Source organism: Streptomyces sp. Mut1 (assembly GCF_030719295.1).
GTDB lineage: Bacteria > Actinomycetota > Actinomycetes > Streptomycetales > Streptomycetaceae > Streptomyces > Streptomyces castrisilvae.
Map to the genome: position 1 here is coordinate 4193414 of NZ_CP120997.1, position 15605 is coordinate 4209018.

General features: G+C 73.3%; 9 protein-coding genes, 2 tRNA genes and 1 riboswitch. Of the genes, 6 read left to right on the forward strand and 5 right to left on the reverse strand.

The annotated features are described in order from the left end of the window. Positions 1-340 precede the first annotated feature (340 nt). The 3 genes from P8A18_RS18020 to P8A18_RS18030 all read left to right on the forward strand — a co-directional run bounded on the left by P8A18_RS18020 (position 341) and on the right by P8A18_RS18030 (position 5258). The gene (locus P8A18_RS18020) at positions 341-3454 is read left to right on the forward strand and encodes an FG-GAP-like repeat-containing protein (protein WP_306055862.1); all 3114 of its coding nucleotides are present in this window, start codon (positions 341-343) and stop codon (positions 3452-3454) included. Between the two features lie 99 nt (positions 3455-3553). Further along, positions 3554-3627: transfer RNA gene (locus P8A18_RS18025), tRNA-Lys, on the forward strand. 122 nt (positions 3628-3749) lie between these two features. After that, a complete protein-coding gene (locus P8A18_RS18030) occupies positions 3750-5258 on the forward strand; it encodes an NAD(P)/FAD-dependent oxidoreductase (protein WP_306055863.1) in 1509 nt (502 codons plus the stop codon). On the opposite strand, the gene P8A18_RS18035 is transcribed toward P8A18_RS18030, so the two are convergent. After that, positions 5212-5631, reverse strand: a complete 420-nt coding sequence (locus P8A18_RS18035) for an SHOCT domain-containing protein (RefSeq protein WP_306060977.1) — start codon at positions 5629-5631, stop codon at positions 5212-5214. The genes P8A18_RS18030 and P8A18_RS18035 overlap by 47 nt on opposite strands. Before the next feature lie 167 nt (positions 5632-5798). On the opposite strand from P8A18_RS18035, the gene P8A18_RS18040 reads away from it, so the two are divergent. The 3 genes from P8A18_RS18040 (at position 5799) to P8A18_RS18050 (ending at position 8831) form a co-directional block, all read left to right on the forward strand. Next, positions 5799-5872: transfer RNA gene (locus tag P8A18_RS18040), tRNA-Met, on the forward strand. Between the two features lie 183 nt (positions 5873-6055). Beyond that, positions 6056-7219, forward strand: coding sequence for a PP2C family protein-serine/threonine phosphatase (locus tag P8A18_RS18045; RefSeq protein WP_306055864.1), 1164 nt, complete (start codon positions 6056-6058; stop codon positions 7217-7219). Positions 7220-7430: 211 nt separating this feature from the next. Next, positions 7431-7584, forward strand: a riboswitch (cyclic di-AMP (ydaO/yuaA leader). An 11-nt stretch (positions 7585-7595) separates the two neighbouring features. Then, a complete protein-coding gene (locus tag P8A18_RS18050; protein WP_306055865.1) occupies positions 7596-8831 on the forward strand; it encodes a M23 family metallopeptidase in 1236 nt (411 codons plus the stop codon). A gap of 99 nt (positions 8832-8930) precedes the next feature. Here the strand turns inward: P8A18_RS18050 and P8A18_RS18055 are convergent, their stop codons facing one another. The 4 genes from P8A18_RS18055 to P8A18_RS18070 form a co-directional block, all read right to left on the reverse strand. Further along, entirely contained in the window at positions 8931-10499 is a 1569-nt protein-coding gene (locus tag P8A18_RS18055) for a PrsW family intramembrane metalloprotease (protein ID WP_306055867.1), read from the reverse strand. 73 nt (positions 10500-10572) lie between these two features. After that, positions 10573-11427, reverse strand: a complete 855-nt coding sequence (trmB, locus tag P8A18_RS18060; protein ID WP_306055868.1) for a tRNA (guanosine(46)-N7)-methyltransferase TrmB — start codon at positions 11425-11427, stop codon at positions 10573-10575. Between the two features lie 107 nt (positions 11428-11534). Further along, complete coding sequence (lhgD, locus tag P8A18_RS18065) at positions 11535-12785, reverse strand: L-2-hydroxyglutarate dehydrogenase (protein WP_306055869.1); 1251 nt, start codon at positions 12783-12785, stop codon at positions 11535-11537. A gap of 131 nt (positions 12786-12916) precedes the next feature. Further along, positions 12917-14521, reverse strand: coding sequence for an NsdA family TPR-like regulatory protein (locus tag P8A18_RS18070; protein WP_306055870.1), 1605 nt, complete (start codon positions 14519-14521; stop codon positions 12917-12919). Positions 14522-15605: the final 1084 nt, after the last annotated feature.

Sequence of the window (15605 nt, forward strand, 5' to 3'; positions counted from 1 at the left end):
CTGTTGAGAGCGGGCCCGTCCTCCATGGACGGGCCCGCTTTCGCATGGGCCGGAAGAGGCCTGCCGACCTGCACGGCCCGGCCCTTTTGAACGAGTTCGAAATGGGCGTTGGCGTGTCCGCGACTGCTGTTATGGTCACCGCATCTGCGCGGGGGTGGGTGCGCGCGGCAACTGCCGCACCGCGAAGGCCGGATGTGATCTCCGCCGGCCTCTCCCCGCGCCTTGTTCCTGGGGAGGGACCTTCAACGTGACCCGCTCTTCCAACGGGTGGAGACACCGGCGCGCCTCCGCGCGCATCGCTCTTCTGACCACCTTGGCGATGACCGCCGGGGCGAGCGCGATGGCCACAGGCACAGCCGTCGCCGATACGGCCGCCGAGACCGTGATCGTGAAGCCGGGCGCCCGCTTCGTACCCCGCGAGACACGCGTGCTGAACGCCGGTGACACGGGCTTCCTGACGGCCAGTGAGGGCGACGACGGCCTGCGCTGGATCGACTACGCGTCCGGTAAGCAGACCGTGCTGCCCGACCGGCTTCCGAAGGCGCCGGAGTACGACCCCGAGGCGGTCCGCCCCCGTGGCGACTGGCCCACCGGATTCGGGCACGGCTCCGACACCGTGGCGGTCTACGCGGAGAGCCCGAGCCCGCATGTGACGCTGCGACAGGGCGCGGGCGGCGGACCGGTCACGAGCATCGCGATCCCGGAGGGCCAGACGTATGTGGGGACGTACGGCACGACCGTCGTCACCCGCACCGGCACCGAGAGCGCGGTGACCGGCCTCCACCTGCTGCGGACCGCGAACGGCGAGGTCGAGGACCAGCGGCTGGAGGGGCTTCCCGAGGGGTGGAACCTGTCGGTCTCCGACGGGGACGCCCGCTCGGTCGTGGTCCGGGGAATCTCCTGGGAGGGCACCACCATGGCCCAGGGCTGGTGGCTCCTCGACCTGGCGAGCGGGACGCTCCAGGCCCTGGACAAGCATGCCTCGGACGTCACTCTGGGCACGGACACCGTGCTGCAAGTGGGCTCCTACGCCGCCCAGCTGTTCGACCGCGAGGATCTGTCGGCCGAACCCCGGTCGTTCGACCTGCGGAACTACGCGCACGACTCGACCTTCAGGATGCTCGGGAACTCCCTCGTCGGGGTCGCGCCCGTCAACACCGGCAACAACGAGTACCGCGGCGACAACCTGGTGCGCATCTCCGACGACGGCAGGACCACCGGGAACCTGCTGGCCGTCGCCCACCCCGACCTGGCCCGGACACCGGACGGCTCCCTCCTGGTCGCGGGCGCCGAGACCCGGACCGCCGAGGGCCCTCTCGACTGGGGCTACTACCGGTTCACGGAAGCCGCCGACGGGACCGTGAAGCGCACGCGCGTCGCGGACATCGAGGACATGCCCGCCCGGCCCGCGGGCATCGCCCTGGGCAGCGGCATCCTCACCACGGCGGACGACTCCCGCCTGTTCCAGCCGGGCACGTACATCGGCGCGTACCGGAGCACGTGGCTCAAGACGACCGGCCGCCCCGACGAGGTCCGTACGACCGTGGACGGCCTCACCAGCGGGCGGGACGCGGACTGTGGCTGGGGCGGCGACGATCCGTACTGCGTGACCATGTTCGCGAGCGGCGACGGGCTCCACGGCCGCGAGGAGGGCACCGAACGCGGTCAGACGATGCTCTTCCGCAACGGCGCCGAGGAATGGGGCCCGCAGCTCACCACGGGCCTGATGACTCCCCAGCTGATCGACCTCTCCGGCCGGTTCGGCGTGGTGAACGAGGCGTCGGGCGCCGGTCAGAAGGTCGTCGAGTTCCAGGGGAGCACCGACTCGGGCAAGGTGCTGGAGACCCGGTCGCAAACGGTCGCGGCGCTGTGGGGCAACACGCTGTGGAGCAATCTCCCCGGCTCGCCCACCGTCGCGTCGAAGACCCTGACGACCGGCGCGGCCGGCGCCTCGTTCACCACACCCAACCAGTGCGTTCCCACCGAGTTGCAGGCCGTGGGCCGCTGGGTGCACTGGCTGTGCCGGGACGGGGGCTGGGTCAAGGGCGCGGGCGTCTACGACCGGCAGACCGGCCGCTTCGTGACCGCACCCGACGACGACACCCTCCTCGCCGACGGCTACTTCGTCACTCACGAGGAGGGCGGCGGACTCACCCTCTTCGACCTGCACAACGGCCTGCCGGCCGGCGGGACGTACGCCGATCTGCCGCAGCGGACACTGGTGGACGCGGCGGACCTGGGCCGGAGCACCGTGCGCCGCTCAGGCTGGACCGTGGACCGCTTCGGCGGCCACGTCGCGTACACCGGGGACGACCGGCGGGTGCGCATCGTTCCCACGGGCATCCCCGCCTCGGCCCTGACCGTCATCGACGCCGAGGCACCGGGCGGCTCGCTCGACCTGCGGGCGTCCGCCCCGCACTGGCAGGGCTCCTGGTGGCTGTCCAAGCCCGCCGCCTCCTGGCAGCTGACGCTGAGGAACACGGCGTCGGGCGCCGCGGTGCGCACCCTCTCCGGCGGTGAGGCGCGTGGTCTGGTGACGGCCTCGTGGGACGGCAGGACCGCCGCCGGCGCGTACGCCCCCAACGGCGCCTACACCTGGACCCTCACCGCCGCGCCCGCCGACGGCGTGGGCGCCGCCCTGACCACCTCCGGGACCGTCGAGCTGACCGGTGGGGCGGCCGTGGCCCGGGACTTCGTCGGGAACGACGGCTTCGGCGACCTCCTGGCCTTCACCTCGGCCGGCACCGCCGACTGGCGTGCGGGCACGGGCACCGGGACCGGGCGGGTCGAGGACAAGGTGTCGGCCACCGGCTGGACGGGCGACAACACCGTGACCGCCGCCGTGCCGTTCGAGGACATCGACGGCGACCGCTGCAACGACGTGCTGGTCCGTACGAAGGCCGGCGAGCTGCGCGCGTACAAGCCGGCCTGCGGCGCCGCGTTCAAGCCCTCCACGCCGTACACGAGGATCGGCGCCGGCTGGAACATGTTCGACGCCCTGACCTCGCCCGGCGACATGACGGGCGACGGCCACGCGGACCTGCTCGGCCGGACGCCCGAGGGCGACCTGTACTTCTACCGCGGCAGGGGCAACGGCCTCTTCGAGCCCCGGGTGAAGATCGGCTACAGCTGGCACGGCTATCTCCTGGCCGGCATGGGCGACCTCGACGGCGACGGCAACGGCGACCTGCTGGCCCGGGACCGCTCGGGCCTGGTCTGGCGCTACCCGTCCACCGGCAACGGCACGCTCGGCACCCGCGTTCAGGTCGGTTACGGCTGGACCATGTACGACACGATGGTCGGCTCCGGCGACCTGAACGGCGACGGCAGGGCGGACCTGCTCGCGCGGGACGCGTCCGGGGTGCTGTGGAGCTACCGGGGCGACGGCAAGGGCGCCCTGGCCGCGCGGGTGAAGGTCGGCGGCAGCTGGCAGATGTACCAGCACCTCTTCTGAGCCCACCGAGCCCGCCCCCACCCCGATGACGGGGCCGCGCAGCTGATACCCGATCGGCTGCGCGGCCGGGGCGGGCTATGCTCGTGGGTGATTCGCCGAGGGCCGTTAGCTCAATTGGTCAGAGCAGCGGACTTTTAATCCGTTGGTTGTGGGTTCGAGTCCCACACGGCCTACCTCGTGGCCCCGGACCGGCACATCGCCGGTCCGGGGCCGCCGTGCGTTCCCGTGCGGGCCCGGACCGCTGTCGGTGCCCTCCGCTACCGTTGACGGTCAACACGGCGTTGAGGGGGCCGCATTGACTCGGGTCACGACGGTCGGCGGGGGGATCGCGGGCCTGGCCGCCGCGCTGTTCCTGGCGCGCAGGGGGCACACGGTCACGGTGCTGGAGCGTGATGCGTACCGGCCCGGGGCCGATCTCGACGCGGACTTCCGCGCCTGGCGGCGGCCGGGCGTGCCCCAGGCCGTCCAGCCGCACGGGCTCCTGGCGCCGGTGCGCACCGTGCTGCGCGCGCAGGCCCCGGACGTGTACGAGGCGATGCTGCGCCGGGGCGCCCGTGAGCGCAACGAGATGGAGTGGTTCACCGAGACCGTGCCCGTCCGGCCGGGCGACGAGGACCTGGTCACCGTGCAGGCGCGGCGCATCGTGCTGGAGGCCGCGCTGCACGACGCCGCGCACCGCGAGCCCGGCGTCGACGTGCGGCTCGGGGAGCCCGCCGAAGGGCTCCTCGTCGAGCGGGGCGGTGCCGTTCCCCGGGTGACGGGGGTCCGGACGGCGGCCGGGCGGTACGACGCCGATCTGGTGCTGGACGCCGGCGGGCGGCGCTCCCCGGTGCCCGGCTGGCTGGCTGGTGCGGGGTGCCGGGACGTGGCCGTGGAGAACCACCGCATCGGCATCGCGTACTTCAGCCGCTGGTACCGGCTGCCGCCGGACGGGCCGAGGGATCCGGGGCGGGTCAAGGCGGGTTCGGTGGCGGCGTTCGCGGTCGGCGGGGTCTTCCCCTCCGACAACGGGATATTCGCCGTGCTCCTGACCGTGTCCACCGCCGACCCCACACGCGGCGCGCTCATGGACCCCGAGGTGTTCGACCGGGCGGCCCGGACGTTCCCCGCCGTCGCGGCCTGGCTGGCGCTGCGCCCGGAGCCGGTGTCCGGGGTCCTCGCGATGGGCGGCCTCGACAACCGCTGGACCGCGTTGGCCGACGCGGAAGGGCCGGTGGTCACCGGCCTGGTCGGCGTCGGGGACGCGACGACGCACACCAATCCGACGCTGGGACAGGGGGTGTCCCTGGCCCTGTGGGCGGCCCAGTGGGTGGCCGGCAACGCCGGCGCCGCGGCGGACGACCCGGCGTCGTTCGCGGACGCCTACCACCGCTGGGCCGGGCGCCGGCTGCGCCCGTGGTTCGACGTCCAGGTCGCGACGGACCGGGCCAACGAGGCCCGGCTGAAGAACCTCGGGCGGGAACCGGACCGCACACCGACGGGCGGGGTCCGGGGAGCGGCGGACGGGGAGGGAGGCCGGGAAAGTGTCCGGGAGAAGGCCGCCCTGTCCGCGTGTTCCTGGGAGGACCCGGTCGTGATGCGGGCCCGCGCCCGTGTCCGCCATCTCGTCGAGACCGCCGACCGGGCCTACGGCACCGAGGAGGTGCGGGCCCGGCTGGCGGTCTGGCTGGCGGACCACCCGGACTTCACGCCCGGGACCGACGGCCCCGGGCGTGACGAGTGGGAGTCGGCCGTGCGCACCGTGCGGCGGCCCGGCGTCAGACCAGGATCCTCGACTTCGCCCGCTGGTACTCCTCCTCGGTGAGCGCGCCCTTGTCCTTGAGGTCGGAGAGCCTCGACAGGTCCTCGACGTGGCTGCCCCCGCGGGTGCCGTCCCGACCGTCCCGGCCGTCCGTGCCGGCCGCCTCTCTCACGTACGCCTTGAAGGCGGCCTCGCGCTCCTTGGCCTCCCGGGCGTCGCGCTTGCTCATGGACCTGCCGCGGGCGACCACGTAGATGAGAACGCCCAGGTAGGGCAGGACCAGCACCAGGATCAGCCAGCCGGCCTTGGCCAGGCCACCGAGGTCGTGGCTGCGGAAGACGTCCATGATGACCCGGAAGAGCAGGAAGAGCCACATGATCCAGAGGAAGAACCAGAGCATCGTCCAGAACAGGTTGAGCAGCGGATAGTCGTCCATCGTCCACTCCCGGAGCCGTGCCGAATGGCTGAATCTGAAACCAGTCATATCACCACATTCACCCCATTGCTCGTTGATGTGGAGCGAGGAGGTCCGCGCATCCGCCGGGGTGGGGCCGCTCGGTGGTCATCAAGGCCGTGAACATGCCGTAGAGTTGCATTCAACGACGCGGGGTGGAGCAGCTCGGTAGCTCGCTGGGCTCATAACCCAGAGGTCGCAGGTTCAAATCCTGTCCCCGCTACTGAAGGATCAGGCCCGGCACGCATGAAGCGTGCCGGGCCTGATGCGTTTCCCGGGGGCCCTCAGCCCCATCGCTAGCCCCATCGGCCGACGAGGAGTCGCCGTGCGGCCGGGATGCGGTGAGTCTGGGGAGTGGTGCGCGGTACCGTCCGCGGCCGTGGTGGCGCCGGGCAGGAGACCGCAGGTGGGGAAGTGGCAGCGACGGTGGCGGAGGCGCGGCGGCGTGCCGAACCGCCGGCTCGTCCGGACCCTGCCCGCCGCGATGATCCTCGTGGGGGTGGTGTTCGACTTCTTCACCCCGCCCGCCTTCACCGCCGTCCCGATGTTCGCGGCCGCCCCGCTGCTCGCCGCACCCTTCTTCGGCCTGGGCGCGACCATCCGGATCGGGGCCGCCGCGATGGTCGCCATGGTGGCCATGCGGCTGTACAGGGGGGCGCTGCCGGGTGTGGTCCCGTTCATCGAACTGCTCACCGTCTTCACGGTCTTCGTCCAGGCGTGCGTGATCAACCGGGTCGTCCAGCGGAGCAACGAGCGGCTGGCCTCCGCCCGGGTCATCGCGGAGACCGCCATGCGGGCGGTGCTGCCGACGCCGGCCGAGCGGATCGGCGGGCTGCACGTGGCCGCGCGGTACGAGGCGGCGCAGGCGGACGAGTTCGTCGGGGGTGACCTGTTCTCGGCGACCGACACCCCGTACGGCGTGCGGCTGGTGCTCGGGGACGTACGCGGGAAGGGGCTGGACGCGGTGGCCGCGGTGGCGGTGGTCATCGGGGCGTTCCGGGAAGCGGCCGAGCAGGAGAAGTCGCTGGAGGGGGTGGCGCAGCGGCTGGAGCGCGCGCTGGAGCGGGAGTCGACCCGGGACAGCGGCTTCGACACGTTCGAGGAGTTCGTCACCGCCGTGGTCGCGGAGATTCCGCCGGGTGCGCAACGGGTGCGGATCGTGAACCGAGGCCACCCCGAACCGCTGCTGCTGAGTCAGGACGGGGCGGTGGAGACGCTGACGCCTTCGGAGCCCGCGCTGCCGCTGGGCATGGGTCTGGTGGTGCGGCCGGACCGGGCGGACGAGTGGGAGCTGCCGGACGGGGGGACGCTCCTGTTCTACACGGACGGGCTGTCCGAGGCCCGTGACGCCGAGGGTGTCTTCTACGACCCGGTGGAGCGGCTGCGCGGACGGCTCTTCCCCGAGCCCGAGGAGCTGCTCTCCGCGCTCAGCGACGACGTGAGGCTGCATACGGGGGGCAAGGCGACCGACGACATGGCGCTGCTCGCGGTCCTGCGGCCGGCGAAGGGGCAGCCCGACCGGCGCAGGACGGTCAAGATCATCAAACGGGATGCCACCCTCCGTGACTGAAGGGCGTCGCTCCGCATAACATTTGACACACCGTCAGAAATTGGACGATGCCCGGATGGCAAGCAACTCGCCCGCTTCCACCCGGTTGTGTCCCGTAAAGTCCAGGCCAAGGACGTGAACGATCAGCGGGAACAGCTTGGAATCGGGCCCGCCTGTCTATTAACGTTCGATAACGCAGCGCGGTTGTCCCAGCCGCCGTCAGTGGCGGCACCGTGCGCGAGCGCCGAATTCCGCAAGGGAACCGGGGAACCACCTACATGGGGTGAATCGGGCATCTCTGTCTTCGTAAGAGGCGGAGGAGCCCGTAGGAGACCTTCCTGCTCCGAACCCGTCAGCTAACCCGGTAGGCGAGAAGGAAGGAAAGGAGTGCGCCCGCGTGGCGTCCAACAAGCCTGCCCCCGAATCCCCTTCCAGGTTCGTGCCCGAGTACGGCCCCGGCTTCGCCCCGGTCCCCGGCACCGCGTACGTCCCGGAGCAGGGAAGCGGCTACGCGACCGATCCGGGCAACGGCTTTGCCGGCGGCACCGTCTTTGCCGACGGCACCGGCCCGGACTTCGGCACTGGCCCCGACTTCGGCACCGGGCCCGACTTCGGCACCGGCTTCCGCGCGGACGCGGGTGACGCCGGTTCCGACCGGACCTGGGAGGAATGGAACCCCACCGAGGAGTCCGTCCGCCCCGTCCGAGGCAAGCACCGCGTCGCCAAGCAGCGCAATGGTCTGGCCCGTAGCTCCACCGTCCTCGGCGTCGGTGTCATCGCGGCCGTCGGCGCGGGTGGCATGGCCACTGCGCAGAGCAAACCGCCGGTCTCCATCTCTCTTCCCGATTCCATCGCGGACAATCTCCCCGACGCCAAGTCCCTCCCCGGCGTGGGCGCGTTGTTCTCCGGTGAGGCCGAGGCCGACACCCCGGCCACCGCGACCGCCGCCGCCCCGCTGACGACCGCCGGCATCACCACCGCCGAGGCCGAGCAGGGCACCACGGACGCCGGTGAGGCGCTGCGCGCCCGCATCCTCCAGCAGGCCGAGCAGCAGCAGGGCGCCGCCGACGCCGAGGCCAAGGCGGCCGAGGAGAAGGCCGCGGCGGAGAAGGCCGCCGCCGAGGCGAAGAAGCAGCAGGACGAGGCCGAGGCCAAGGCAGCCGCCGAGAAGAAGAAGGCGGAGGAGGAGGCGAAGAAGAAGGCCGAGGCCCTGCGCCTGGCCAAGCTCGCCGCCAGCTACGCCATCCCGACCTCCTCGTACACGATCACCTCGACGTTCGGCGAAGCCGGTTCGATGTGGTCCTCCGGTTACCACACGGGCCTCGACTTCGCGGCGCCGACCGGTACCCCGATCAAGGCCATCCACACCGGCACCATCAAGTCGGCCGGCTGGTCCGGCGCCTACGGCTACCGCACGGTGCTGGAGCTGGACGACGGTACGGAGCTGTGGTTCTGCCACCAGTCCTCGATCGGCGTCACCGTCGGCCAGAAGGTCACCACCGGCGACACCATCGGACGCGTCGGCGCGACCGGCAATGTCACCGGCCCGCACCTCCACCTGGAGGTCCACACCCCGGACGGCACCGGCATCGACCCGATGGCCTGGCTCCGCGCCCGTGGCCTGACCGTCTGACACCCCTTCCGCTCCGGCGCGCCCCCTCGCGTTCACACGCGCCGCGGCGCGCCCCCGCACGGCCGCTCCGCGGCCACCGAACCCCGGCAGTCCTGGCGCTCACCCCCCGACGTCAGGGCTGCCGGTCTGCTGTGGTGCGGTGTACGGCGGCTGCGCGTACGGCTGGTAGGCGTACGGCTGTTGGCCGTGGGCGCCGGGGCCGTACGGCTGCGCCGGGTACGCGTAGGGGCCGGGGCCGTACGGGCCGGTGGGCCCGCGCGCTCCGTACCACGGGTAAGGGCCCGGCGGCGGGGCGGCGCGGCGGGCGCGCACGCGCTGCGTGACCTGGGCGGCGTAGGCCAGGGCGGGGCCCGCGACATCCCGGCGCTGCCACAGGTGGTGCAGCAGCTCCAGCTCGCGCGCGGCGAAGTCCGGGTCCGCCGTGCCCCGGCGGACCTGCCGGCGCAGGAAGGCCAGGGACGTCGCGAACGCCTCGTACTCGGCGACCGTCCGCGCCGCCGCCCTGCCGCGCTCCCTGGCCGCGGCCGGTGCGGACGAGGCGGCGTGCGCCGGGTGGTGGCCGCCGTACGGGCGGACCGCTACCTCGTACCGTCGCCGCGCCGCGTTCCTCGCCAGGGCGCGGGCCCGCATCGAGGCGAGGGTGAGAGGTTCGGCGGGCGCCAGCCAGCCGGCCTCCGCGTACACCGGGAGCTCGACGGCGAGCGTGCGCAGCTCGTTGCGGCGCGACCGGACGGCCAGCCAGGTCACCAGGCCGAAGACCGGGACCATGAAGGCCCCGTACACGACGTAGAAGCCGTACCGGCCGAAGGTCGGCGAGCCGTTCCACAGGGAGTGCATGCCCATCGCGAGGAGCAGGCCGAGCAGCGGCGCCGCGACGCGCCTGAACCGCCGGTGCGGCGGGCTGCTCGCGGCGATCCCGAGCCCTATGCCGGTCAGCACGGTGAAGAGCGGATGCGCGAACGGCGTCATCACCGCCCGGACGAGGAAGGTCATCACGGTCACCGCCGCGAAGCCGGAGCCCAGCTGCTGGTCCTCGCCGAAGGCGTTGCCCAGATAGAGGATGTTCTCGGTGAAGGCGAACCCCGTCGCGGTGAAACCGGCGGCGACGACGCCGCTGACGATCCCGGTGAACTGCCGCCCGCGGAAGAGGAAGAGCAGCAGGACGGCCGCCGCCTTGGCGCTCTCCTCGACCACGGGGGCTATGACCGTGGCGCCCAGGGTGTCCGCATTGCCCGGGTCGGCGGTGGCGATCCACCGGGTCGCGAAGGAGTTGGCGATGATCGCGACGAGCGCCGCCGCGCACGCGCCCCACGCGAAGGCGAACAGCAGGTTGCGCCACGGCCCCGGGTCGACCCGGTCCAGCCAGCGGAAGGCCGTCATCAGCACCGGGACCGGCAGCACGGCCAGGCCCAGACCGACGAGGAACCCCTCGGTCCCCGTCTCGTCGCGCACCAGGGCCAGGATCACCACCCCGCAGAGCGCCAGCAGCGTGAAGACGGCGACCACGCGGAACGTACGGCTCCGCCACACCACGCCGACGCGGCGCGGCCGGTATCGCCACTGGCTCCGCTCCGGAACGGCGGCCAGGACCTCGCCGACCCGCCGCTCCCCGAGCACCGGGACGGCCGGCTGCTCCTGCCGTTGTCGCTGAACAGACCCGTCGGACACCCCATGACCCTAACGAGCGGCACTGACAACGGCCATGGCGCGGGGCGCGGCCCCCAGGGGCGAGCCGGGCCGGTCAGCGGCGGGCGAAGAGCAGGTCGTGCACCACATGGCCCTTGTCCAGGCCCTGCCCCTCGAACCGGGTCAGCGGCCGGAACGCGGGGCGCGGGGCGTAACCGCCGTCGGCCGCGGTGTTCTCGAAGCGGGGGTGCGCGGTCAGCACATCGAGCATCTGCTCGGCATACGGCTCCCAGTCGGTCGCGCAGTGCACGATCGCCCCGGGCTTCAGCCGCCCCGCCACCAGGTCCAGGAACTCCGGCTGGATCAGCCGCCGCTTGTGGTGGCGGGTCTTGGGCCACGGGTCGGGGAAGTACACCCGCAGCCCGTCCAGCGAGTCCGGCTCCAGCATTTCGCGGAGCAGGATGATCGCGTCCCCGTTGGCGACCCGGATGTTGGACGACCCGTTCCGGTCGGCGAGACCGAGCAGGTTGCCCTGGCCGGGCGTGTGGACGTCGACGGCGAGGATGCCGGTGGCCGGGTCGTCGGCCGCCATCCGCGCGGTGGCCTCACCCATGCCGAAGCCGATCTCCAGGACCACCGGGAGCCCGTCGAACATCGCGGGCAGGTCGAGGACGCGCAGCCCGTCGATGTCCAGGCCCCACTTGGGCCAGAGCCGCTCCAGGGCGTCCTGCTGGCCGGGCGTGACCCGGCTGCGGCGCGGCTGGAAGCTGCGGATGCGGCGCTCGTGGTGCGAGCCGGCCGGGTCGGCGGCGGGGCCGCCGGGGAAGCGGGGCTCCTGGCGCAGCCGGCGCGCGCGGTCCAGCGACGCGGCACGCAGATCGTCCGGGATCCCGGCGGTGGAGGACACGGCGCCGTCCGGCGCGGCGGCCTCGCCGGGCGTCGGGCGGGAGGGGTTCAAGGGCTCAGACACAATGCCCTGATTCTACGGGGCCGCCCGCGCACGGGTCACTCGGCGACGGCGCGCACGGGCCGCCCGGCGTCCGCACGCACAGGCGCCCGGCGGGCTCCGGCGGAGGGTCACTCGACGGACTCCAGGGTGGGCGGCTTCCACCCGGCCGCCCGAGCCCGGAGCAGCGCCCGGCGGGCCACCTCCCGGCCGATGGGCAGGGACGCGGTGGCGGCGGGGGACGGGGCGTTCAGCACGTGCACGGTGTGCGGGGCCTCGCGGATCAGGAAGTCGTCCACCAGGGTGCCGTCCCGCAGCACGGCCTGGGCCCGGACACCGGCCGGCGAGGGGCGCAGGTCGTCCTCCGTGACGCCGGGCAGGAGCCGCCGCACGGCCTGGGTGAACGCTCCCTTCGACAGCGAGCGGTGCACCTCGCCCGCCCCGTACCGCCAGTGTCTTCGGGCGATCCGCCAGGAGCCCGGCCAGGCCAGCGTGTCCAGCAGCTCCCGGGGGCGGACGACCGGCCAGCCGTACCCCTCGCGGGCCGCCGCCGGGACCGCGTTGGGTCCGACGTGGACGGAGCCGTCGTGGCCGCGGGTCAGGTGCACGCCGAGGAAGGGGAACGCCGGGTCGGGCACCGGATAGACCAGACCGCGCACCAGCTCGGGCCGGGCCAGCTCGTAGTACTCCCCCCGGAACGGCACGATCCGCATGCCCGGGTCGTCGCCGGCCAGCCGCGCGACGCGGTCGCAGTGCAGTCCCGCGCAGTTGACCAGCACCCGGGCCCGCACCACCAGACCGTCGGCCGTGCGCACGGCCACGCCCCAGGGGCGCCGGTCTATCGCGGTGACCTCTGCGCCGAGCCTGATCAGGCCGCCCGCGCCGCGCACCTCGTCGGCGAGGCGCCCGGCGACCGCCCGGAAGTCGCACACCCCGGTCGTGCCCACCCGGATCGCGGCCAGGCCCCGCACCCTCGGCTCGTACTCGGCGATCTGCGCGGGCCCCAGCTCGCGCACCGGCAGCCCGTGCTCGCGGCCGCGCTGGACCAGGGCGTGCAGCCGGGGCAGCTCGGCGCGGTCCGTCGCGACGATCAGCTTTCCGGTCACGGCGTGCGCGATGCCGTGGTCCCGGCAGAAGTCGACCATCTCCGCGGCGCCGCGGAGCGCGTACCGGGCCTTGAGGGAGCCCGGCGGGTAGTAGATCCCGCTGTGGATCACTCCGCTGTTGCGCCCGGTCTGGTGGAGCGCCGGAGCACGCTCCTTCTCCAGCACGGTCACCCGCGTGCCCGGCGCGGTCCGCGTGAGCGCGTACGCGGCCGACAGGCCGACGATCCCGCCGCCGATCACCAGCACATCGCAGTCGTACGCCGCGTGCGTCATCATCACGCCACCTCCCACCCCGATAGTGCACTGACCCACTGACAACGCACTCAAACCAGTACGGGCGAGCGTGGCGCTTCTTCCCGGGGGCGGGCGGCCCGGGGCCCGTCCGCCCCCGACCCGCCGGAGGGGCCCTACGCCGGGGCGACCAGCAGGGGACGGGCGCGCTCGCGCAGCTCGGCGACGCGCGGCTCGTCACCGTACGGTTCCAGCCGGTGCAGCAGGTCGCGCACGTACTCGGTGGTCCGCGCCGAGGAGATGCGGCCGGCCACCTCCACGGCCCGGGTGCCCGCCGCGCAGGCCGCGTCCAGATTGCCCGACTCCAGCTCGGCGACCGCCGACACCACGAGCCGCAGCCCGTGCGAGCGGACGAATTCCTCGGTGGGCCGGGACAGCGCCTGCTCGGTGAAGCGCCGCACCTGGCGGGGCGCCTTCAGGTCGAGGTGGCACTCCGCGGCGTCGGCCGCGAATCTGTCGTACGAGTAGAAGCCCAGCCAGGCGGGGTCGGCGTCGCCGTCCCGGGAACGCTCCAGCCAGCTCTCGGACGCCTTGAGCGCGGCCCCCGCGGCCGGCGCGTCATTCGCCTTCGCGTGGGCGCGGGCCTCGACCAGACGGAAGAAGCTCATCGTGCGGGCCGTCGCGAGACCTCGGTTGCGCTCGACGGCGGCCTGCGCGAGGTCGACGCCCTCGTCGGCGAAGCCGCGGTAGGTCGCCTGGAGCGACATCGACGCCAGTACGTAACCGCCGAGCGGCACATCGGCCGCCGCCCGCGCCAGGCGCAGCGCCTGGATGTAGTAGCGCTGTGCCGCCTCCTGCTGGCCGGTGTCGAAGGCCATCCAGCCGGCCAGCCGGGTCAGCTCGGCCGCCGCGCCGAACAGCGCCCGGCCGACCTCGTCGCTGTACGAACCGAGCAGCAGCGGCGCCGCGTCGACGCGTAAGCACTCCGGAACCATCGAGGAACGCCAGTCCCCGCCGCCGTACTTGGAGTCCCAGCGGCGCGCGTCCTGGGCCGCCTCGCGCAGCTTGGACACATCGCTGTGGCCCACGCGCAGCGAGGAGGCGTCGGGCCCCGACTCGGGACCGGGCTGGGCCGGGATCACCAGACTGTGCCCGGGGGCCGGGAGCGCGCCGCCGCCCTGGGCGGGCGGGGCGAGGGCCGTGCCGGGAAGCCCCTGGGTCCCGGCCGCCGCCGATGCACTGTGCGCCCCCGATGCGCCCTGTGCGCCCTGGGTGCCGGGCGGCGGGGCCGTGACGGCTGCCGAGGTACGGGCCACCGACGCGTCGGCGGGGGATATCAGCCAGCGGGACGCGGGGGTGGCGTACGCGCTCACGGAGAAGGAGCCCGCGAGCGACTGCCAGATCCCGCCGCTGCCGGCCCGCCGCCCGGCCAGATCCAGCCGGTACAACTCCGTGGCCGAGCGCACCGCCTCGCCCACGTTGCGCGGGAAGGCCAGCCCGACCTCCGGCGCCGGATCGGCGTCGGCGAGCCCGATCTCGTGCAGCGGAACGGGCCGGCCGAGCTTGGCACCGATCGCCGCGGCGATGAGATGGGGCGCGGCGCCCTGCGGCACCATGCCCTTGGAGACCCACCGGGCGACCGACGTCTTGTCGTACCGGAGGGTCAGACCGCGCTGCGCCCCGAGGTCGTTGACCCGCCGGGCGAGCCCGGCGTTACTGATTCCCGCGAGGGCGAGAACGGTGCCGAGCTTCTCGTTCGGTCCGCGTTGCTCCCTGGACATGGGCCACCCCTCGACACACAGACGGCAGCCGCGTCACCGTCACGGCGCGCGGCATTCGTACCGTGTTCTCCCCAGGGACGAACCCCGTCACTCCGCCCGCACACGCATTTGGCCGTGCCCCGGGGAATATGCCGCCCTGCTGAGAACATCAGTCAACCCAGCGTAGTTCGTCGCATCCCTACCGTTAAGGGCCGGACGTCCGTATGGCGGGATTGTTGTCCGTCCCGGCCGCTCGCGGGGAGTCGTGTGGCGGATGAGAACGATAGAGGTCTACGGGACGGCAGGGGCGAACGCAAGACGGAGGAAGCGAGGAGGGAGGGCGGGGGAAGTGCGGGGGAGCGGCGGAGGGTGCGTGGAGGCTTCCGGGGCGGGGCGCCGGCCCGGCCCCCGCGGCCGTCGACGGAGTGCGCGGGGTCCGCGGCGGCCGCCCCGTGCGTGGAGTCCGGCGCGGAACCGCCCGCCGACCAGCGCGGACGGGCGCCGGGGGGCGTACGGGCGGGCTGTGTTCCCGGTGGCCCCGGCGGCTTTCCCGAGGCCGGTTCCGGGGTGCTCGCGCGTGCACCCCGGTGTGTGGCCGTGCGCCCGTACGTGCGCTCTGGCCCGGCCACCGGGCCGGCGCTTGCATGGGTGCTGCGTGGATCGGCCCGCTGTGCTGGACACAGGGGCTGGGGGATATCGCCGCCCCATTCCCCGCGGGCGGTGGACCGGTCCGGGAGGCGAAGCCCGCCTCCCGGGCCGTGAGTTCCGGGTCTCGCGGGGGCGTTCCACAGGCGTTTGCCGGGCGTGCGGGGGATCGGGGGCGCCGCCCGGCAAAGCGTCGCACGAACATGGAGGAATGCGGATGAGCGAGGCAATCCGCCGTCTCCCCGTCGGTTCCCTTCCGTTCGAAAATTGGCCGGATGTCGATGGTCGGATGAGGTTGGGCCGAGGGACGCGCGGACATTCCCGCGGCTGCTCGCGCCGCCCGATGGGGGTGGCCGGAACCGGGCCGTTCACGCGGAGCGGGTGCGGGGAACGCAACGCCCGGAATACGCAACTCCGTTGACGGCACGCGCGACGCGCGCGGGCCGTTCGGGGGCCGGTC

Bases quoted from the DNA above. Each gene is read 5' to 3' on its own strand.
- P8A18_RS18020 (WP_306055862.1), top strand. From the start codon at position 341: ATGGCCACAGGCACAGCCGTCGCCGATACGGCCGCCGAGACCGTGATC.
- P8A18_RS18035 (WP_306060977.1), bottom strand. From the start codon at position 5,631: ATGGACGACTATCCGCTGCTCAACCTGTTCTGGACGATGCTCTGGTTC.
- lhgD (WP_306055869.1), bottom strand. From the start codon at position 12,785: ATGATGACGCACGCGGCGTACGACTGCGATGTGCTGGTGATCGGCGGC.
- P8A18_RS18070 (WP_306055870.1), bottom strand. From the start codon at position 14,521: ATGTCCAGGGAGCAACGCGGACCGAACGAGAAGCTCGGCACCGTTCTC.